At 37.5% G+C, this 21,106-nt stretch carries 14 protein-coding genes and 1 pseudogene; 6 read left to right on the forward strand and 9 right to left on the reverse strand.

Features of this window, described 5'->3' with window-relative positions:
• Window positions 1–15: 15 nt before the first annotated feature.
• Complete coding sequence (gene cgtA, locus AC5YCE_RS08215) at window positions 16–1,233, reverse strand: Obg family GTPase CgtA (protein ID WP_496126995.1); 1,218 nt, start codon at window positions 1,231–1,233, stop codon at window positions 16–18.
• Window positions 1,234–1,503: 270 nt separating this feature from the next.
• On the opposite strand from cgtA, the gene AC5YCE_RS08220 reads away from it, so the two are divergent.
• The gene (locus AC5YCE_RS08220) at window positions 1,504–2,706 is read left to right on the forward strand and encodes an MFS transporter (RefSeq protein WP_496171671.1); all 1,203 of its coding nucleotides are present in this window, start codon (window positions 1,504–1,506) and stop codon (window positions 2,704–2,706) included.
• Between the two features lie 148 nt (window positions 2,707–2,854).
• Here the strand turns inward: AC5YCE_RS08220 and AC5YCE_RS08225 are convergent, their stop codons facing one another.
• A complete protein-coding gene (locus AC5YCE_RS08225; protein WP_496171672.1) occupies window positions 2,855–3,238 on the reverse strand; it encodes a winged helix-turn-helix transcriptional regulator in 384 nt (127 codons plus the stop codon).
• Between the two features lie 120 nt (window positions 3,239–3,358).
• Here AC5YCE_RS08225 and AC5YCE_RS08230 point away from each other — a divergent pair, with 120 nt between their 5' ends.
• A complete protein-coding gene (locus AC5YCE_RS08230) occupies window positions 3,359–4,222 on the forward strand; it encodes an SDR family oxidoreductase (protein ID WP_496171673.1) in 864 nt (287 codons plus the stop codon).
• An 81-nt stretch (window positions 4,223–4,303) separates the two neighbouring features.
• On the opposite strand, the gene AC5YCE_RS08235 is transcribed toward AC5YCE_RS08230, so the two are convergent.
• The 7 genes and pseudogenes from AC5YCE_RS08235 to uvrB form a co-directional block, all read right to left on the reverse strand.
• Window positions 4,304–4,984 carry a hypothetical protein gene (locus tag AC5YCE_RS08235; RefSeq protein WP_496126991.1) on the reverse strand — a complete coding sequence of 227 codons (681 nt, stop codon included), beginning with the start codon at window positions 4,982–4,984 and terminating at the stop codon, window positions 4,304–4,306.
• Between the two features lie 98 nt (window positions 4,985–5,082).
• A pseudogene (locus AC5YCE_RS08240) lies at window positions 5,083–5,817 on the reverse strand (MFS transporter); the annotation flags it as partial.
• Between the two features lie 184 nt (window positions 5,818–6,001).
• Window positions 6,002–7,459 carry a glyceraldehyde-3-phosphate dehydrogenase gene (locus AC5YCE_RS08245; RefSeq protein WP_496126990.1) on the reverse strand — a complete coding sequence of 486 codons (1,458 nt, stop codon included), beginning with the start codon at window positions 7,457–7,459 and terminating at the stop codon, window positions 6,002–6,004.
• 279 nt (window positions 7,460–7,738) lie between these two features.
• Window positions 7,739–9,454, reverse strand: coding sequence for a hypothetical protein (locus AC5YCE_RS08250; RefSeq protein ID WP_496171674.1), 1,716 nt, complete (start codon window positions 9,452–9,454; stop codon window positions 7,739–7,741).
• 352 nt (window positions 9,455–9,806) lie between these two features.
• Window positions 9,807–10,739 carry an EamA family transporter RarD gene (gene rarD / locus AC5YCE_RS08255; protein ID WP_496171675.1) on the reverse strand — a complete coding sequence of 311 codons (933 nt, stop codon included), beginning with the start codon at window positions 10,737–10,739 and terminating at the stop codon, window positions 9,807–9,809.
• Between the two features lie 177 nt (window positions 10,740–10,916).
• The gene (locus tag AC5YCE_RS08260) at window positions 10,917–11,504 is read right to left on the reverse strand and encodes a lipocalin family protein (RefSeq protein WP_496127236.1); all 588 of its coding nucleotides are present in this window, start codon (window positions 11,502–11,504) and stop codon (window positions 10,917–10,919) included.
• Between the two features lie 144 nt (window positions 11,505–11,648).
• The gene (uvrB, locus tag AC5YCE_RS08265; RefSeq protein ID WP_496127237.1) at window positions 11,649–13,670 is read right to left on the reverse strand and encodes an excinuclease ABC subunit UvrB; all 2,022 of its coding nucleotides are present in this window, start codon (window positions 13,668–13,670) and stop codon (window positions 11,649–11,651) included.
• Window positions 13,671–13,870: 200 nt separating this feature from the next.
• On the opposite strand from uvrB, the gene AC5YCE_RS08270 reads away from it, so the two are divergent.
• The 4 genes from AC5YCE_RS08270 to AC5YCE_RS08285 all read left to right on the forward strand — a co-directional run bounded on the left by AC5YCE_RS08270 (window position 13,871) and on the right by AC5YCE_RS08285 (window position 21,076).
• Window positions 13,871–14,650, forward strand: coding sequence for an A1S_2505 family phage non-structural protein (locus tag AC5YCE_RS08270; protein WP_496171676.1), 780 nt, complete (start codon window positions 13,871–13,873; stop codon window positions 14,648–14,650).
• 117 nt (window positions 14,651–14,767) lie between these two features.
• On the forward strand, window positions 14,768–16,189 hold the full coding sequence (locus AC5YCE_RS08275; protein WP_496171677.1) for a diguanylate cyclase domain-containing protein: 1,422 nt from the start codon (window positions 14,768–14,770) through the stop codon (window positions 16,187–16,189).
• A gap of 226 nt (window positions 16,190–16,415) precedes the next feature.
• Window positions 16,416–17,867, forward strand: coding sequence for a sensor domain-containing diguanylate cyclase (locus AC5YCE_RS08280; protein WP_496171678.1), 1,452 nt, complete (start codon window positions 16,416–16,418; stop codon window positions 17,865–17,867).
• A 323-nt stretch (window positions 17,868–18,190) separates the two neighbouring features.
• Window positions 18,191–21,076 carry a calcium-binding protein gene (locus tag AC5YCE_RS08285; RefSeq protein ID WP_496171679.1) on the forward strand — a complete coding sequence of 962 codons (2,886 nt, stop codon included), beginning with the start codon at window positions 18,191–18,193 and terminating at the stop codon, window positions 21,074–21,076.
• The last annotated feature ends 30 nt before the right edge of the window (window positions 21,077–21,106 follow it).

The raw sequence follows: 21,106 nt of genomic DNA on the forward strand, positions 1-21,106 counted from the left end.
AGACTCTTTTAGAGATTATCGTACGTAATACGATTCTGCTTCATCTTCGCCGTCTTCATCTTCATCAACATCATCTTCTTCTAGCATTCCTGCAAGACGTTGTTGACGACGCATTTCACGATAAGCTTCTTTTGCAGCAATCGTTTGTTCACGCGTCTCAGCTTCGAGCTGATCACGGAACGCTTTCATTTCTGCTGCATATTCAGGATCTTCAACTTCACGTTCACGTTGTTGTTCGATTTGATCCATCAAGTAATACACAACTTCTTTCGTGCCTTCAGACATTAAACCTGAAGTACGGAATACTGGACCTTCCCATTGCATTTCAGTCAAAAGATGTTGACACCATTCTTCACGCGTCGCTTCTTCTAACTGATCAACTTTGTTCAACACCAATACAATCGGAAGTTTGGATAATGTCGGAGAGAATTTATTCAGTTCAGCTAAAATTGCTTTTGCATTATACGCTGGGTCTGAACCATCAATCGGTTGAACATCAACGATATGAAGCAAGATACGCGTACGCGCCAAATGCTTGAGGAAGCGAATACCTAAACCTGCTCCATCCGAAGCACCTTCGATCAGTCCTGGAATATCCGCCATGACAAATGAACGATGGCTATCTGCATCAACCACACCTAAGTTAGGCACCATGGTTGTAAATGGATAGTCTGCCACTTTTGGTTTTGCAGCTGAAACAGCACGAATAAATGTTGATTTACCTGCATTCGGCATACCCAACAAACCAACGTCCGCAAGAACTTTGAGTTCTAAGCGAATTTCACGGAATTCACCTTTTGTACCATGGGTACATTTACGCGGTGAACGGTTGGTCGATGATTTAAAGTGAGTATTCCCTAAACCACCTTCACCACCAGCGGCAACCATGACACGCTGACCAGCTGTCACTAGATCACCAATGATATCGCCAGACTCTGTGTCTACAATGGTTGTTCCCACTGGAACCAATAACACGGTGTCATCACCGCCACGACCTGAACAGTTCGCTCCACGACCATTTTTAGCGCGTTCCGCACGAAAACGACGGGTATAACGATAATCTACAAGAGTGCTTGTGTTTTCGTCGGCTTGAACAAATACGTTACCGCCACGTCCACCATCACCACCATCTGGACCACCAAATGGTACGAATTTTTCACGGCGAAAACTGGCTACGCCATTGCCACCGTCGCCAGCCTCTACGGTAATGACTGCTTCATCAACAAAGCGCATGCTGCCAATCCTCTAAATACTTTAAAACCGCATATTCTGCCATATTTTAAAGAATTTCTCGACTATATTTACTGACTATTCCATAAAGCACATCCACTTTTTGAATATTTCTTTCAAAGATGAAGGAATCGTGTAAAAATCCATCACTCATATTTATTCTATTCTCCAAACCTATAGATTTTAGCGTTTATCTCAGTGTTTTTAGTTATTTCTTAATTCACATTGGACTACCTATAGTAAGCAACCCAATATTTAGTCAAGATGATCAAAATGGAACGGAACTCCTCGACTACACAGCCCTCTGCATTGTCCTCACAATTTGTCTTACTCATGTCAGTGGCTTGTGGGCTTTGTGCTGGATCAGCCTATTTTAATCAGCCGTTGATTTACTCGATTGCAAAAAGTTTAAATATTACGTCTAGCCAAGCGGGTTTTGCTGTTGTGATTGCTCAAATTGGGTACGGCTTAGGGCTATTGCTCTTAGTGCCCTTAGGAGATTTACTCAATAAACGTAAACTTATTGTGAGCTTAATGGTGTTTGCTGGAATATCTCAAATTCTCCTGTCATTCAGTTCAACTCTATCAAGCCTGTATATTTTTACCCTTTGTGCAACGTTTGGGGCAATTTCTGCACAAGTCCTGATTCCATTCGCATCGTCATCGTCCATTAGCCCACCTGAATCAAGCGCTGCAATCGTTGGAAAGCTGATGAGCGGCTTGGTGCTGGGAATTATTTTATCCCGCACATTTGCTGGCTTTGTCTCAACCTATTGGTCATGGCAAGGTGTGTATTTGAGTAGCGGGGTCATTACCTTATTATTCGCAATACTGATGTGGCGAAAACTGCCTAATACTCAAGCACAGCCAAACTTAAATATTTCCAGCATTTACCAATCACTCTTTACTCTTGCACGCCATAATCCACATTTAATTCGTCGAGCCTGTGCGGGCGCACTCGGTTTTGGTGTTTTATCCATGGTTTTTACCTCAATGACCTTTGTATTGGGTTCAGCACCATATTTTTTTAATGATTTTGAAATTGGCCTGTTTGGTTTACTCGGCATTATTGGCATTTATTCTTCAAGTTGGTCAGGTAAAACCGTTGGACGAGGCAAAGAGAATTTCGTTGCTAAGCTTTGTATTTCACTGATGCTGTTATCTTGCATTCCTTTATTTTTCGCTCAGCAAAATATTTGGATTTATGCCATTGGTGTTTTGATGAGTTATTTTGGATTAACGGCTTTTCATGTGCTGAATCAAAACCTAGTTTATCGCCTTGATGCTAAAGCCAGATCTCGTATCAATGCAGTTTATATGACCATCTATTTCTCAGGTGCTGCCTTAGGCTCGCTGGGTGCTGTTTATGCATGGGAACATTGGCAATGGATTGGCTGTGTAACACTTGGTTTGATTTTCGCGATTGGAATTTTACTGATTGATCGTTTAGATTTTAAATGGATGCCGAAAAAGTAGCCTTACAATGATTTCAAGTGAAAGAGAAATAACTCCATCAGCATATTTCTCTTTAACAATTAGGTTCATAACAATTACATTAGTTTTGATTTATTCGGGTTAAGTGAGGCATTTTTTAATCACAAATATCAAGACATAGAATAACAATTTACCTCCGACCTTGTAGTGCGTCTTTATTTTCTAAAATCTCAGGCAAATTTCGTTCAATCCAACCCACCAATTCCGTCATTTTATTCGATGCTTGAGAGCCCATGATCGTGAGTTGATATTCAACTTTTGGTGGTACAACAGGATAAACCGTTCGAATCACAAATCCATCACTTTCCAAGGTTTTAAGCGTCTGCGCCAACATTTTTTCACTGATACCTTCTATGCGCTGTTTCAACTCGCTAAAACGATGCACGCCTTCACTCAAACATCTCAAGACAAGTACCGACCACTTTGTGGTGAGGTGCTCCAATATTTCACGAGATGGACATGCATTTGATAGCACCTGCCCAACTAATTCGCTTTGACCATACTGACTAACCATGACACACCTTAACAAAATTATTGAATACTTACTTTTTGGTACGTACTTACATTTAGTAAGTTAACAGATTATGCTTATTCCATCAAGTCGATTAATTAATCAAGAACAGTGGAGAATAGAATGAAAATTGCAATTACTGGCGCTACAGGTCAATTAGGTCAACACGTGATTCAAACACTTTTGGCTAAAACCAATCCGCAAAATATCGTTGCTTTAGTACGCGATCCAATCAAGGCACAGAACTTAAAAGATCAAGGGATTGAAGTCCGTCATTTTGATTATGATGATGCTAAAACACTTGCACCTGCTTTAGAAGGTATTGATAAATTATTACTCATTTCTGCAAATGAAGTTGGGCGACGTACACCTCAACATCAAGCAGTGATTAAAGCGGCGCAACAAAGCCAAGTCCCTTATATTGCTTATACCAGTTTATTAAATGCAGATACTTCACCTCTTGGACTTTCTCAAGAGCATCGTGAAACCGAAGCACTCATTAAAGCAAGCGGTTCAGATTATACCTTTTTAAGAAATAACTGGTACACAGAAAACTATCTTGCAGGTTTGAGCCATGCCATCGAATCTGGTGTGCTCTATGGTGCAGCAAACGATGGAAAAATCAGTTCAGCATCGCGTAAAGACTATGCCGAAGCAGCTGCAACAGCACTCACCAGTGAAGGCCACGAAAATAAGACTTACGAATTAGCGGGTTCTACCTCATTTACATTGAGTGAGTTAGCTCAGGTGATTTCCGACACCTCTGGTAAAAAAGTTCAATATCAAAATTTAGCGTCTGAACAATATCATCAAGCATTGATTGAAGCAGGCTTACCAACAGGACTCGTTGATGTCATTGTTGATGCCGATGTACAAACACAGACTGGTGCAATGTTTAGCGATCGACATGACTTAGAGCAATTGATTGGACGTAAAAGCACCACCATTCAAGAACAGGTGAAGCATACTTTGAATACTTCAATTTAAGTGATTGAGCTAGAACTTCACCTTGCTCTCTAGCAACACATAGTTGTCGCTAAGCGTTGAAGTTTAAACTTCAACGCTTCTTTATGGATGGATATTTTTAAGCGGCAAATCCATTTTCAATTCTAAATTGGCTTTTGTGTTTTGCACTGTATTGGTCATTGTGGCATTAAAACTAGAAATACGTTCCATCGTCATTGGATCATTGACATTCAATACAGGATTAAATTGATGTTTAACCGCTAATTGCAGTTTTTCATTCAAATCAAGATAAACCAGTCCATCAAAAGAGATCTGAATAGGAACCGTATACTGCCTTTTCAAGTGAAATGGCACCTCTAACTTCACAGGAATATCCAAATTTAAAGGCAATTTCGGCATAAATCTTTGTGGAAAAACCAAATCAGAAGTCGTACTTAAAGGCATTGTCTGATCAATCACAATATTGGTTTTATAATCCACATCCACTGCGACAGGAACCTCAACCACAAATTTTAAATTGGCGAGATATTTGCCTTTTAAGTCGATATTCACTTTACGATCTAAATCAATTTGAGTATTAAGTCGCCCGATACTTTGCGTTTCCAAGAAATTTCCAACATCAATTTTTACAGGCAAAGACGCTGGTAATCTAATCTTAGAATCCTTTGCTGTAACATGCATCGAAGCTTGGATATTTAAATATAACCAAAATAAAACTGCGACTAGACCAGTAATGATCAAAAAAATGATTACCCAAACTTTAATTGACCGATAAAAAACCATTATTGGGCAACCTTTTCAGGCAAATTTTTTGAACTTATAGTCTTTGACTCATTTGTTTGATTTGTCTGATTTTGAATTTGCTTTATTTCATTTTTATTTTTTGTATCGTTGATCACAGGTGGTTTTGATGCTATTACTTCTTTTGGCTGGGATTTAAAAAGTTTAACTGAGTTTAGAGGAATTTTTAAATCTCCTTTTTCAATCACCACAGGCAAAGTATTTTTAACATCTACCGATGCATTAAGTGCAGTTTTTATGGGTACATTTAAATGACCTTTAATGGGAATATTGGTTTTCAGCGTTGCATCCAATGGCACAATTAAATTTTCTTTTAAAACCGTCTCAACGGGTGCATTAAATTTAAGATGAATCATTTGCTCCAAAGGCACATCCATTTTAATTGGTACATTTAGGTTAATCGGGATATTACCTTTTAAAGGCAAGCTAATATCTTTACCCAACACCCTCACCTTCACTTTAGTATCGACAAACATATCTTGCTGAATGGTGAGATTTTCACGTACAGGGATCATGGTTTTAATCGGCACTTGATTATCAAAGTACACCGTTGGATTCAGTGTTTGCTTTAAAGGGATATTTAGAGTTTCTTTAATCGGAATTGACGCATTTACTCGCCCAGTCACATCGACATCCAGTGCATCGTGAATTTTTACTTTGGCTTCTAAAGGCTCTTGTAAATCAATACTGACATTTTGATTTTCCAAGGGAATATAGATGTTAAAGTGCTTAAACACCCATATTGCCATGAGCACTCCACATATTGTCGCGATCACAATGAATGCCAATCCACTGAGCACATGTTTTAATTGCAATGCATAATCCTTATGTGACTATTATTTTTATTTCATACAATTCTCATATTATGAGAAATTGTATACGCTATTGTGTAATTTAATGATTTTATTCTTTCAAGTTTATGTCTATTTATATTATTTTCTTGTCATTATAAGTCAAAAAAAGAGCTTCCATCGAAGCTCTTTTTTTATAGGTCACATATTAAGCAGTTTTTTCTGCTGGAACTTTTGGATAGCTTACGCCGCCCATTTGTTCTGCAATACGCAATACTTGGCAGCTATAACCGACTTCGTTATCGTACCAAACATAGGCTGTTAAACGGTTACCCGATGCAATTGTCGCTTGCGCATCAAATACACCCGCAGTACGCGAACCGATAAAATCAGACGATACCACTTCAGTCGAGTTGGTATAACCAATTTGACCTTGAAGGCTAGAACCGATTGAAATTTGACGAATATATTCGTTTACTTCTTCACGATCTACTTCTTTATCTAAGGTTAAGTTAAGAATCGCAAGTGATACGTTTGGTGTCGGTACACGAACAGAGTTACCAGTCAATTTACCTTGAAGTGCTGGAAGTGCTTTAGCCACTGCTTTAGCAGCACCAGTCTCAGTAATCACCATATTCAAAGTAGCAGCACGACCACGACGGTCCGCTTTATGGTAGTTGTCAATCAAGTTTTGGTCATTTGTAAACGAGTGAACTGTTTCGACATGACCATTTAACACTGTGTATTTATCATGCAACACTTTAAGTGTTGGTGTGATTGCATTGGTTGTGCAACTTGCAGCAGAGATGATTTGATCTTCATCAAGAATGTCAGCTTGGTTCACACCAAAGACAACGTTCTTCATGTCACCTTTACCAGGCGCAGTCAAAATCACACGTGCAGCACCTGGACATTTAAGGTGTTGAGCAAGACCTTCTGAATCACGCCATTTACCCGTATTATCAATCACAAGTGCATTATTAATACCATATGCAGTGTAATCCACTTCTGAAGGATTAGACGCATAGATCACTTTAATGAAGTTACCATTTGCAATAATTGCTTCATTCTCTTCATCTACAGAAATCGTGCCTGCAAATGGACCGTGAATAGAATCACGACGTAAAAGAGAAGCACGTTTTTCCAAATCACCATCAGATGATTTACGCACAACAATTGCCTTCAAGTTTAAACCACGACCCAAACCAGATTGGCTAATGATTAAACGTGCAAGGATACGCCCAATACGACCAAAACCGTAAAGAACAACATCTCTGTGTGCTACAGTTTTAGCATTACCTTCTAAAGACTGAACAGCATCAGCAACGAATGCATCGATGTCGCCGCCTTTTTCTTTATATTCAACAGCAAGTTTACCTAGATCAACTTCAGCAGAACCAATGTTCTCAACTTTAGCCAACGCTTCTAGAATTGGGTAAGTATGAACAACAGAAAGTTCAACATCCATAACACGTGTACGGCGGTGAGCCTTAAGGATTTGAATCACTGAACGATTGATTAACGAGCGACCATAAACAGACGCTACGATATTTTTTTCACGGTATAACTGACCCAATAGGGAAATCATACGTTCCGCAAGTTCTTCACGGTTTTTCCAGCGACCTTGGTGCTCTGCATGTAGGGCAACGATTGTGTCTTTGCTCACAGATACTTCCTCTAGTTTATATGTCTAGGCATTAAATTCTTAAACCCAACAATTGTAATGGAATTATCTAAGAGTTGAAATCAAAACTACGTTTTAATTTGCAAGAGTTTCTTTTTTAATTTGATTCGCTTAAATATCACCTTGAATTTATTATCAATTTAAAAAGCAAATAAGATCATTTTGCAAAAAAATGATCTTAGAATTCCCTTAAATATCAAACAAATTCAACTCAAAATATGGTAACTAAAGCACCTAAAGTATTTGAAGTAAATCCGTTATTTAGCCCGCAGGGGAGAATCTCAAATCATAGCTAATCGAGTTATTCAGCTCTTCCAGATTAAAATGTTCTAGGTTTTCAGGAATTTTGACCAAAAGAGGTAGGCGTGTGACGCCATTATCACCCGAAGGAAATGCATAATGACGCTCTAACTCACTGGTCGCTGTGAAACTTTCAAATTCGATAAACACAGAATATTTACGAAAGTTTTTAGGAATACTCAAAATATCTAAATAAGCCTGTTTTTTTATTCGAATCGCGGCATGTGAAACTTGCTGAAGTTCTTTATCTAATTTATCGCCTCGCATCATACGCTTCATAAAAGAACCTTGCACTTCAGCTTGCTCTTTCTTTAAACGGCCAATGTAGAGTGTTGTCTCTCGATAATCTTGAATGTGACGAGTTAAGTCTTTTTGTAGGGTCAGAATAGGTTGCTCGGAACGATCATTCATCACCTTCCATTCATAGATATTCATCGGAACAAAGATTTCTTCTTTGCGCTTTTCGAGTAACTTCACATAAGCTAACAACTGATATTCAAACAATTGAATGGTATGGTTAAAGAACAAAGCAGGTTGTTCTTTGAAGTCTTTATAATGCGCCAAAATATCGGAAAATATACGATGAATACTGACAAATAGGTATTGGTATTCTTCTAAATGGGAAATGTGATTACGTAGTGCATCATGTAAAGGAATCAAAAGATCATTGGTCAATATAGATTCAAACTTACGAATATGTTGTTTTGCAACAACATCTGAGTTTTTACCTCCACCCGTTCCAATCGTTTGCGTCAGCATTGGAATCAATTTTCTCTCAGCTAATTCTTCAAACTCTTGAACGATTAAGATCACGTCTTTATGTACTTGATGCTGTACCGTGATCATCATTTGAACTTGCTTGGTAAATTCGTCGATGTAACCTTTTTCGGTATAACGACTCATGTCTAAGACAATACCATTGAGAAAAATTTGTTCGTTATAATCAAGAAAATCTTCAAACAAGAATCGACGAATCGAATAAGGATTATTTTCAAAATTACTGACTGGAGCAATAATAAATAGATATTCGGAAGTCTTAACAATATCAAAACGGCGTACAGACTGCTCTTTTAACAACCAAAATTTAAAAAATGGGTGATCCATCATTGCTGAAGATCGAGCAAGTAAGGGTTTAAACCAATACCCCAACAATTGTTGCTTAATGTAGACCTCAACAATAAAGCTTTTAATTTGGTTCGGCGTTAAACCACGAACACCGCCTGGAGGATCAATGTCTATTGTTCGAATTAATTTTGCAACATCTTGAAGATAGACGCGACGCATCATCATTTTTTCACGCTGCAACTTAAGATCATCCTCTACTGGAATTTGATCAATTTGGTGCAAGGCATTTTCTAAATAATCTGCAATTTGAATAGGATCAGTAATATTTTTAAGCCAATTGATGGAATGACTTAATTTTGTGGCAATCGAACGCATACGTTCGCTAGCAAAGCTATGCTTTAGGATAGCAAGAGAATTGGTTACCCGATAATCAAAGCTATTCGTGACGCGATTCCATTGAATTTCTTTAGGTTTTAAAATTTGACGATCAATTTCTTCACGAACGTCGATGTCAGCCCCTTCGAAAATATTCGCTAAGAGCTCCTCCCAGTTCGCATCTAAACTCGGTTCCATCTGCAACAACGTTGCTCGAATTTGATATGGTATCATCATAGTGTGGTTATATTATATTCTTTTGATTAAAGTAACACAAAAAATAAATAATGTTAACTAGTTATCTATTATTTAATATCTGGTTGATAATCCACCACTGTTAAGTTTTAATTAACATACAAACTAAACATATTAAATAATCATCTGATTTTAAATATTAGACCTCTTGCGTAAGTGCAGTTTTTAATGATTTTTGACGTAAAAAAGTTCTTAAAAATCATTATCTTTATTTGTATATTTTTTGACTTTTGCAAGAGGTCTATTTAAAATTCTAATTAATCAGCTCCAAATAGTTTATTTAATATACACCTTTAATATAAAATAAAAATAAATGATTAAAAAACAAAAACTTTCAATTCCCAATTCTTTCTTTAGTTTTTTCTACATTAAACTGCAAGTTTTCAGTATTATTTTTACGCTTAAACATATATACCACACCTTCTAGCACCAAAAGTCCGACTGCAAACCAAATTGGGATATAAGTCAACCATTCCCCACCCTCAACTCGCTCGCCAAGCATAATGGAAGCAAATGCTAAAAGTACGGGTTCTAAATAACTCAGTAATCCAAATATAACAAAAGGCAAATAACGACTTGCGAGCATATAACTGCCCAGCCCAAACGCACTTAAAAAACCTAAACCCATTACTGCCCATATTAAATGAGGGAATGAAACAAACATGCCTAGCGGATCGCTATAACTCAATACTAAATACAATGCCATAGGCAGCACCAGGAATAAATCCCACCAAAAGCCGCCTAGATGATCAGTTTGAAACTTACGTCTTAAGAAAAAATAAACAGGATAAGCAATGGCCACATAAGCAGTCTCCCAAGCAATTGTTCCTATACGCCATATTTCATGACTTACGCCAATCACAGCACAAATGACTGCGGCGATCTGCCAATTCGACAGCTTTTCTTTATATAGAAGACAACCAAAAAGGACCATCACCAGTGGTAGTAAAAAATATCCGAGCGATACCTCTAGTCCACGACCATTAATAGGCCCCCAAAGGAATAGCCATAATTGAGTGGTACATAAAAACGAACTAAACAGTAACCATATAATCAATATCGGTTGTTTGAGAATACGGCGAAATATGCTTGCAACCCGTTTTAAATCACCAGTCCACCATAAAAAAAGCGTCAAGAAAGGGATTGTTGCTAGCATCCGCCATGCAAAGGTTTGTTCACTGTCTAAAGGCTTTAAAAATTGAGTGTAGAAATACAAGACACCAAAAGTGACTGATGCTAACACTGATAACGCGATGCCTTTAAACATTGAGTGTTCCAACCAAAGTATGCAGGCATTATAGTGTTAAATTGCTAAGAATTGAGCTAATAGTGGATATCGAGTATTAAATATCTATTTTTAAGCATCATAGAATGGTTTAGGATTTGATTTTATTCTAAAAGTGATCAAAAAAAGCCAAGCAAATCATCGCTTGGCTTTTTAAAATTATTTTTCTGTGTGTTTGGTTTTGATTACATCACTGAGGTCATAACCTACTGATTTTGCGTAGTCTAGGTACTCACCTACAACTTGCTCATTCGGATGTGCATTTCTTGAAAGTACCCACATATATTTACGATCAGGCTCACCTACTAAAACTGTTTGATAATCATCATCAATTTTAAGCACCCAATAATCACCACGACCTAGCGGCAACCAACGGATTGCAGTTGGTAGGAAGCTCACTTTCAATTTTGAATTGGCAGGTGCGTTTTGAACAAAAGCTTCACCAACAGACTGGTTTAATTTGCCGTCTTTTGAATAGCACTTATTGTCTACATTCACATTGCCATTTTCATTTAAAGTGTAAGTTGCAGAAACATCACGATCGCACTTATTTTGAAAATAGAGTGGCTTTCTTGCAACTTCATACCACACACCTAAATAACGATCCAGCTCAACACTGTCTACTGGCTTAAGCGGTGGATTTTTAGCATGTGTCATAGTTGCAAGACTTAATCCTACAAGCAAAGCACTACCTATAACAATTTTACCCACTTTGTAACTGGTTTTCGGAAGAGTTTTAATAGCCATATTTTGACCTGCGGATGATGAAAGTTTAAGGAATATTATTTTTCATTTTTAAAGTAACACTATTTCTTAACATATAAATGTAGTGTTATGTAATGATTTTGAACAATTAATTATCCAAAATCATATTCTTTATATGGGATCATTTTATTGGATGAGCTGCGCTTTTAAACGTACAATTTCGTCTCGAAATCGAGCTGCCTGTTCAAACTGTAATTCTTTAGAAGCCTTAAGCATCTCTTTTTCAAGTTTTGCTAATTGTTTCGCCAACAGCTTAGGATCAGATAAAATATGTCGTTCATCTGCACTTAATGCACGGGCTTGATCTGATATGCTTTGTTCAATTTGATCATCATCTAGTACCTCTCCCGTATCCAATTCTTTCACCACTTGCCGAACAGCCGAGCGAGGAGTAATCCCGTGCTTAAGGTTAAATTCAATTTGCTTTGTTCGGCGTCGATCTGTTTCATCAATCGCTTTACGCATCGAGTCCGTAATTCGATCTGCATACAAAATTGCTTTACCTTTCAGATTACGCGCAGCACGACCAATGGTTTGAATCAACGATCGTTCAGAGCGTAAAAAACCCTCTTTATCAGCATCTAAAATTGCCACTAAAGAAACTTCGGGCATGTCTAAACCTTCACGAAGTAAGTTGATTCCTACGATGGCGTCGTAGATACCACTACGTAATTCATGAATAATTTTGACGCGCTCAACCGTATCAATATCAGAGTGTAAATAGGCAACTTTAATACCATATTCTTTCAAGTAAGACGTTAAATCTTCTGCCATTCGCTTGGTTAATGTAGTGACTAAGACGCGTTCATTTAACTCTCGTCGTGCATTGATTTCGGACAACACATCATCGACCTGCGTCAGCACAGGACGGATTTCAATTTCAGGATCAATCAAACCTGTTGGACGAACCACTTGTTCAGCAATTTGTTGAGACTTCTCGAGCTCATATTTTGCTGGCGTAGCACTGACATAAATCGTTGTTGGAATGATTCGCTCCCACTCTTCAAATTTCATTGGACGATTATCCAAAGCACTTGGCAAACGGAAGCCGTAATTCACCAAATTCTCTTTACGTGAACGGTCACCTTTATACATTGCACCAATTTGAGGAACAGAAACGTGCGATTCATCAATAATCAATAAGGCATCTTCAGGAATATAATCAAATAACGTTGGGGGTGCTTCACCCGAAGGTCGACCAGATAAATGACGGGAATAGTTTTCAATGCCGTTGGTATAGCCCAACTGTTGCATCATTTCTAAATCATAACGCGTGCGTTGTTCAATACGCTGTGCTTCAAGCAACTTATCATGTGCTCTAAAGAACTCTAAGCGTTCTTTGAGTTCTTCACGAATCGTTCCAATTGCACGTTGAAGATTATCTTTTGGCGTAACGTAATGACTTTTTGGGTAAATGGTAATGCGAGGTACTTTGCGTACCATTTTCCCCGTTAAAGGATCAAACCATCGGATTGAATCCACTTCATCATCAAACAATTCAATACGGATGGCATTTTGATCTGATTCAGCAGGGAAAATATCTAAGATTTCGCCGCGAATGCGATACGTACCACGTAAGAATTCAAGCTCGTTGCGAGTATATTGCATTTCTACTAAACGGCGAATCAGATCATCTCGAGTCACCCGGTCACCCTGAACAATATGCAATAACATGCTCATGTAAGCATTCGGGTCACCCAAACCATAAATCGCGGACACTGATGCAACGATGATCGCATCTTTACGTTCTAATAATGATCGTGTTGCCGACAGACGCATTTGATCAATATGATCATTAATGGCTGAATCTTTTTCGATAAAGGTATCTGACGAAGGCACATAAGCTTCTGGCTGATAATAATCATAATAACTAACGAAGTATTCAACAGCGTTATTGGGGAAGAATGCTTTAAATTCGCCGTACAATTGCGCTGCGAGTGTTTTGTTATGTGCCATTACAATGGTTGGACGTTGTAATTGGGAAATCACATTAGCCATCGTGTAGGTCTTACCTGAACCCGTTACCCCAAGGAGTAACTGATCCTTGTATCCCTGCCTCACACCATTTACCAACTTCTCAATAGCTTGAGGCTGATCCCCTGCAGGTTTGTAGTTGGTTACCAGTTCAAAAGGACGGCTGTCACTCACAATTTATCTCGCAACATTTAAAAAGATTCGTAATGAAATAAAGTGTATCAGAACTCTACACAGTTAAATGTTGAAGAGTGTTTATTTCCATGATTATGGCCAAATAAATACGATTAAAAATAGATAGCACTAAGTTTAACTTGACCATTAATCGAATCAACTGCAACATGAGATTAAGCCTATTCAGCAGTGTGAACCCTATGACTTACCAGTATCATGATGAGAGCATTATCAAATCTTTAGCTGAAAACACCATTTTTGTTTTTGGTAGCAATATGGCAGGTACCCATCAAGGTGGAGCTGCAAAGATTGCTCTTCAGCATTTCGGTGCAATAAAAGGTGCTGGACGTGGCTGGTCTGGACAAAGTTACGCTATTCCAACGATGAATGAGCATTTACAGCAAATGCCACTATCACAAATTGAACACTATATTGAAGATTTTAAAATTTATACGAAAAATCACCCCAATAATACTTACTTTATTACAGCTATAGGCTGTGGGGTTGCGGGCTATAAAGTTGAAGAAATAGCCCCCATGTTTAAAGGTATTTCAAAAAACGTGATTTTCCCTGAATCTTTCCGCCCTTTCGTAGAGAGAACCTTACCTAAACTCACGCAACGTCTTTTACATACCTTTATTTGTGAAGACATTATCGCCAATGACAATGCTGCAGAACAAATTCAACAACTTGATTTGACTGATGCGGAAAAAAGCTTAGCCACGATTGTTGTAAATACTCCGATGTATCCACATGATAGTAATGGTCGCGATCGAATCTTTGAAATCCAAGACATTTTGCATAATGTCGCTACACATTTGCCTGAGCTAAAAGAAGATGTAGAAGGTAATCTCATTTTCGGTGGCGTAATTTTGGCATTGTTAGAGCTATATCATATCAATGAGAAAGACTTTATTGACGTTTGGACAGGCCTAAGAGAAATTTCACCACCTAGAGCAGCGCACAGAGCCAAAAAATGATTTTCTTATGATATTTATAAATTTATCTAAATCACTGTATCAGTGATTGATTATTTATAAAACAATGCCTTATATTAATCATAAAGCACGTTAAGCGAAAGTTATAGGTAATTCAGGATGGAGCAGTTTGATTTAACAATCTTTAATCTGTCCCCAATTTCAATGTGGTTACAAGACTTTAGTGGCGTTAAAAAAATATTCCAACGTTGGAAAGATGATGGTGTGGAGAATTTTGAAGAATTTCTGCATGAAGATTTGGGTCGCCTCAATGAGTGTTTAGCCACTATTCATACCTTGCATGTGAATCAGAGTACACTTGATCTTTATGAAGCCAAGGATTTGAATGAGATTTTGGAAAATTTCATTAAATTTTTAACGCCTGAAGTCACCAGTTACCAAATTAAGTTTTTTTGTGCGCTTTGGAATCATCAATTGCGCTATGCCATCCCAGTTGTGAACTATACCTGTAAAGGTAAGCAAATCGACATCCAATTAAGTGCCAATATAGTCACTGGATATGAAGATACTTGGGGATTACTTTTACTGACCACTGAACATATTTCTGATTACCAAAATGCTCGCCGATTTGCCGAATCTATTTTTATGCATTCCCCTACAGCATTGTGGGTAAAAGATTACAGTGAAATCAAAAAAAGCTTTGATCTATTAAATAGTAATCAAATCTTTGATTTGCCAAAATATATAGAAACACATCCGGAATTTGTCTTATCATGCTTTAACTCTATTCAGTCGACTTATGTAAATAAAGCATTTTTATCTTTATTTAAACTGGATAGCGATTTATTTAACCAGCAGATTCCAAGTATTTACTCTAAAGAGATATTGAAACATTTTAAAACTCAGTTACTGAGTTTGGCGCGTACCTATGCCAATCCAACTGATTTCGAATACCAAACAGAGGTTCAATACTTCACTTCCACTGGCGAAGAAATTTACGTTTTAGAGAAATTGAATATTTTTCCAGACCTGTCAGACTCTTGGAAAACCATTCAAATTGCTTACACAGATTTTACAGAACGTAAAAAATTAGAAAATCACCTTAATTTTATGAGTAAGTACGATCAACTCACAGAATTACACAATCGTACTTTTTTTATGGAGGAAGTTGCAAGATTGCAAAACGCACAAGTTTCATCTTTGTCTTGCATTTATATGGATTTAAATGGATTAAAAGATGTGAATGATCTTAAAGGCCATCATTTTGGTGATGAATTACTGAAACAATTTTCTTCGATTCTCTCTGATGTCGTTCAAGATTCTAAATATACTGTTTCACGAGTTGGTGGAGATGAATTTGTTATTCTTATGCCAAATGCTGATGAGCAAGATGCTATGGAACTGTATTCAAAAATTGACAGAAAAATTATGGACGCGAATGCTCATGGTCGGGTTTTGAGTGTTTCAATGGGCATATCGAGTACAACTCAAGTCGGTGATATTGCCCACTTGATTAAAACTGCAGACCAAAATATGTATCGTCACAAAAGAAATCATTACGCGTTAATGAGTTCACGATAAATTTAATATCCAAAGACACTGTTCAAGCTGAAAATTTAATCTATATTTTTGAACTCTATCTGTAGAATTATAATTATAATTATAAAGCTGCAAACACAGTATTAATTCTCAAAATATTTAAATAAGTGACTATACAGCACAGATTTTAAAGCAAGTGTATTTGCTATCACGTTGTTTTTGATGATATATTTTAGTGAATAAATAAGAAATAGCAGGCATTATAATCATGGAGCTTTTAGACTCTTCGATTTTTGATTTATCCCCCATTCCAATGTGGCTTGAAGATTTCAGTGAAGTCAAAAAACAGCTGGATCTCTGGAAAGCCGAGGGTATCCAAGATTTAAAAACGTTTTTAGAAGAAGATCAATCTCGTATTGCTTATTGCGCTCACCTGATTAAAATTCTACGTGTCAATCAGAAGACTTTAGATCTTTTTGAAGCTAGAAATCTGAAACACCTCACGCAAAATTTGAGTGTGATTTTTCAGCAAGATATGTTTCAATCTCACTTATTTGAATTAATACAAATATGGGAAGGTAACCAAGAATTTAACAGCACCGCCACCAATTATTCAATTTCAGGTCGTCGTCTAGATATTAAATTACGCGCTGTTGTGCTTCCCGGTTCTGAAGAAACTTTAGATCGCGTTCTGATTACAACAGAAGATATTACTGATTATTTAAATGCTAGTCGCTTAGAAGAAAAAAATAGACGACTCGCAGAAGCCCGTTTTAACTATTCACCAACATCGCTGTGGGTCGAAGATTTTAGCCGCGTTAAATTGCGTATGGATCATCTCCGTCGTATCGGTATTGAAGATTTCCGTACCTTTCTTGATGTTCATCAAGATTTTGTACAGCAGTGCATTGAAGACATTATTCTTTTAGATGTCAACCAAGCCACTTTAGATTTGTTTAAAGCCAACGATAAAAATTCGATGTTCAAAAGCTTAAATAAAGTATTTAGCAAAGAAATGCATCATACTTTTAAAGAACAGCTCATTGAACTGTGGAATGGTAAAATTCATCATAGTCGTGAGGCAATAAATTACGCACTTGATGGTACTGTTCGCAACGTCTTGCTCCAGTTTACTGTGTTCCCTGGTTATGAACACGATTGGAGTTTGGTTCAACTGGCATTGACCGATATTACAGCGCGTAAAAAAGCAGAAAATTACCTTGAATATTTAGGTAAGCACGATGTATTGACCAAATTGTGTAATCGTTCATTTTTCACTGAAGAACTCCATCGCTTAGAAAGAGCACTTGTACGACCAGTATCTGCGATCTTTATTGATATGAATGGTTTAAAAGAAACCAATGATACCTATGGTCACGATGCAGGTGATGAAATTTTACGTCGAATGGGAAACATTTTAGAGCGTACCATCAATAATACGAGCTTCACTGCATCTCGCATTGGCGGTGATGAATTTGTCGTGCTTATGCAAGGTGCGAATGAGACTACCGTACAATCTACTTTAATGACTATTCAAGAATTATTGAATATTGATAACCAATATTACTCGGCGCATCCTATTAGTCTATCCATGGGTTATGCATCTACTATAGATGATGAGCCAATTGACTGCATGCTGAAACGAGCGGATCAAGCGATGTATAAACAAAAAAATGATTATTATGCATATCTTAGAGCTGAAAATAATTGCAGTGAATAGTTATTTTTTTAATTTGATTTCAAAAAAACTTCACAAGACAAGCTTTATGCTTGTCTTTTTTATAAGCGCTACATCTTTCACCTTATTGCATAGTAAGACTATGAAAGTGGTTCATCATTTTAATGATCCACTTATATTATTTAAAAATTGAAATTTATTTCATTTAGCAATATTTCCTGAAAGCTTTTCATAAAAAATTCATCGAATTGTTTAACAATTCACAATTCTAATTCGCTTAAAAAGTGTGATCATAATCACACTTTTATTACTATAACTCAATAATAAAAGTTTAAAAAATCTTCCTTGTTAAGAGATAATTAAAAATGGCCTTATTTAAATCGTTGGATTATTTACCCAACTTCAAGTTCAGCTCAGTACTTTCTATTCCAGCTCAGTTAGTGGGTAATGGTTTAGTGACTGTAGCCAATACTGTAAATACAGTACTTGATGTGGTTTCTCCCCTTGGTCTTGCAGGTAATGCTTTATTGGGTAAACCCTTTGAAGCAGTTCACGAATTGGGTGATAAAATTGTAGATGCGGTAACATCAACCGTTAGTGGTGTCGGTTCAGCTTTAGGTTCAACAGTCGAAGCTAAAGATACACATCATAAAAATGAATGGGTCGATCAAGAGCTAACTCTCGATAATATCCTGAAAGTTCCAGGTGATTTAGTTGGCAATGTCGTCATTGGTGCGACAAATATTGTGAATGATGTTCTGGACGCTGCTGCACCTGTCGCGATTCTAGGCAATAACATTATTCCTGGATTTGAACCTGTTCATAAAGCTGGCGATACTCTTATTGATGCTGTTTCAGATGGTTTAAATAAATTAGGTCAAGCTATAGGTGGAACGGTTCAACCTAATGATACACATTATGATAATGAATGGACTGATGCTCAGCCTGGCTTAGTTACCGGTCTTATTGATAATGTTCTAGATAAAGTGTCTGGTGGTGTTCAAGATTCTCCTATTTTCAACTATCTACCAGATTTCAAAGCAAGTTCAGTGCTTTCTATCCCAGCTCAGTTAGTGGGTAATGGTTTAGTGACTGTTGCTAATACTGTAAATACAGTACTTGATGTGGTTTCTCCGCTTGGTCTTGCAGGTAATGCTTTATTGGGTAAACCTTTTGAAGCAGTTCACGAATTGGGTGATAAAATTGTAGATGCGGTAACATCAACCGTTAGTGGTGTCGGTTCAGCTCTAGGTTCAACAGTCGAAGCTAAAGATACACATCATAAAAATGAATGGGTTGATCAAGAATTAACTTTAGATAGCTTATTGAATGTTCCAAGTGAATTAATTGGTAATGCGATTATTGGTACTAGTAACGTTGTAAATGATGTTTTCGATGCGGCTTCACCGCTTGGGCTTGCTGGTAATCAGCTAATTCCTGGTTTTGAAATTGCGCATAAAACTGGTGATACAATCATCGATAAAATTTCAGATATTTTAACAACTGTGGGCCAAGGGATCGGTGGAACAGTTCCTGTTAATCCAACGCATTACGATAATGAATGGCCTATTGGCTCTGTTCAGCCTATCTTTCCTACATGGCCTTTAGTTCCAAATAATCCAAATCAATCAAGCTCAACTGGAAAACCAAGCTCAGTTGATATATTGGGTCAAAAAAGTTATTTGGTGAGTGAAGCAACGTTCCGCCAAGTTCAAGAACTTTATAAAAAGTTCTCAGAAGCACCTTCGCTTAAGGTAAGTAACTTATGGCGTCCAATCTATACAGCAATCAAAGATGATTTAGCTTCAAATGATGCAGTCGATCAAGGAACTAAAAACTGGCTTAAAGTGGCTGAAGCTGTTGCAACTGCTGATCCTAAGAGTTTGTTATATCAGTATGTACGCTTAGGCACTGAGAAATCATTAGCAGAGAAAGGTATTAAATTTACTAATGAAGATTTCTATCAAGCATCGAATGTTTTGATTAAAACATTAGCTGATAATTTCTTGAATGGTGTTAAAGATGCAGAGGGCAACCAAGTTGTTCCAGTGGGTTACTTACCAAGCTCTGACGGTAAATATGGTCTAGTCCACATGGATGCGACTCAAGCACTTAACAACCTTGGTGGTACTTTAAGTGATTGGACAGGCATTACTCCTGCAAGTATTTTAGACCACTATCTCGGTGTAGACACATCTGAACTCAATGGTGGAGCAAGTCGCCCATTCTCATGGTACGTCGAGTTACTTGGGGATGTAGTGAAAGCAAATCTTAAAGGTGGGGCAAGTCTATTGGATGTCGTGGGGCAAATTACTACCGAAGGCTTGAACTTTGTAGGTCAGTACATTAATGGTGAACTGTTGCAAAATGGCTTCTCTTCCAAAGACCAATTGGTTAACACATTGACTCAAATTGCTTATGCATATGCAGGTGATCTAGCTGGAAGCGTTGCAGTTGCGACCAACATCCTGAATCCTAATACCAATATCGTCAGCACTATCAATCCATTTGGTACAACATTGAATGGCAAAGCTGGCAATGATGTGATCAAAGGCGGTGTAGGTAACGATAAGCTTTATGGTGGTAAAGGCGATGACTTGCTATTTGGTGGTTGGGGCAACGACATCTTAGATGGTGGTGAAGGCATCAATGTACTTGTGGGTGGTCGTGGTAACGATACGTATCACGTAAAATCAAACAATGACTTCGTTCTTGAACATGCCAATGAAGGTACTGATACTGTTTTCAGTTCTGCATCTAACTTTAGCTTAACCAAAAATGTTGAAAACTTAACACTTCAAGGCAATAGCAATATTAACGGTACTGGTAATGCAGACGATAATATTATTAAAGGTAACCTTGGAAATAATAGTCTATTTGGTGGTGCAGGTAACGATACACTTGAGGCGAATGGCGGTCTAATCAACATCTTGAATGGTGGTACTGGTAATGACCAACTCAAAGGTGGTTTAGGCAATGAAACTTATGAATTTGAACTCGGTTTCGGTGTTGACACGATCTATGAAAAAGGCGGTAACGACACCATTCTGTTTGGCAAAGGTATCAATGTAAATGATTTACTTGTGAACAGCTCTGGTAAAGATTTAGTCCTTCAACTGCAAAATGGTCAAGACAAAATCACCATCAAAGACTGGGCTGCAAGTGACAAACATAAAGTTGAAACTATTGAGTTCTACACAGGTGAGCGTTACGATCTAACGGACCTAGATCAAAAGCTAAACTTCATCTAATCAAATCAAATTTTTAAATAAAAAAATAGG

The organism is Acinetobacter sp. CY79, assembly GCF_059515845.1.

Coding starts and splice junctions, on each gene's coding strand:
- AC5YCE_RS08270 (WP_496171676.1), top strand. CDS start 13,871: ATGACTTACCAGTATCATGATGAGAGCATTATCAAATCTTTAGCTGAA.
- AC5YCE_RS08220 (WP_496171671.1), top strand. CDS start 1,504: ATGGAACGGAACTCCTCGACTACACAGCCCTCTGCATTGTCCTCACAA.
- AC5YCE_RS08285 (WP_496171679.1), top strand. CDS start 18,191: ATGGCCTTATTTAAATCGTTGGATTATTTACCCAACTTCAAGTTCAGC.
- cgtA (WP_496126995.1), bottom strand. CDS start 1,233: ATGCGCTTTGTTGATGAAGCAGTCATTACCGTAGAGGCTGGCGACGGT.
- AC5YCE_RS08225 (WP_496171672.1), bottom strand. CDS start 3,238: ATGGTTAGTCAGTATGGTCAAAGCGAATTAGTTGGGCAGGTGCTATCA.
- AC5YCE_RS08275 (WP_496171677.1), top strand. CDS start 14,768: ATGGAGCAGTTTGATTTAACAATCTTTAATCTGTCCCCAATTTCAATG.
- AC5YCE_RS08250 (WP_496171674.1), bottom strand. CDS start 9,454: ATGATGATACCATATCAAATTCGAGCAACGTTGTTGCAGATGGAACCG.
- AC5YCE_RS08280 (WP_496171678.1), top strand. CDS start 16,416: ATGGAGCTTTTAGACTCTTCGATTTTTGATTTATCCCCCATTCCAATG.
- rarD (WP_496171675.1), bottom strand. CDS start 10,739: ATGTTTAAAGGCATCGCGTTATCAGTGTTAGCATCAGTCACTTTTGGT.
- AC5YCE_RS08260 (WP_496127236.1), bottom strand. CDS start 11,504: ATGGCTATTAAAACTCTTCCGAAAACCAGTTACAAAGTGGGTAAAATT.
- AC5YCE_RS08235 (WP_496126991.1), bottom strand. CDS start 4,984: ATGGTTTTTTATCGGTCAATTAAAGTTTGGGTAATCATTTTTTTGATC.
- AC5YCE_RS08230 (WP_496171673.1), top strand. CDS start 3,359: ATGAAAATTGCAATTACTGGCGCTACAGGTCAATTAGGTCAACACGTG.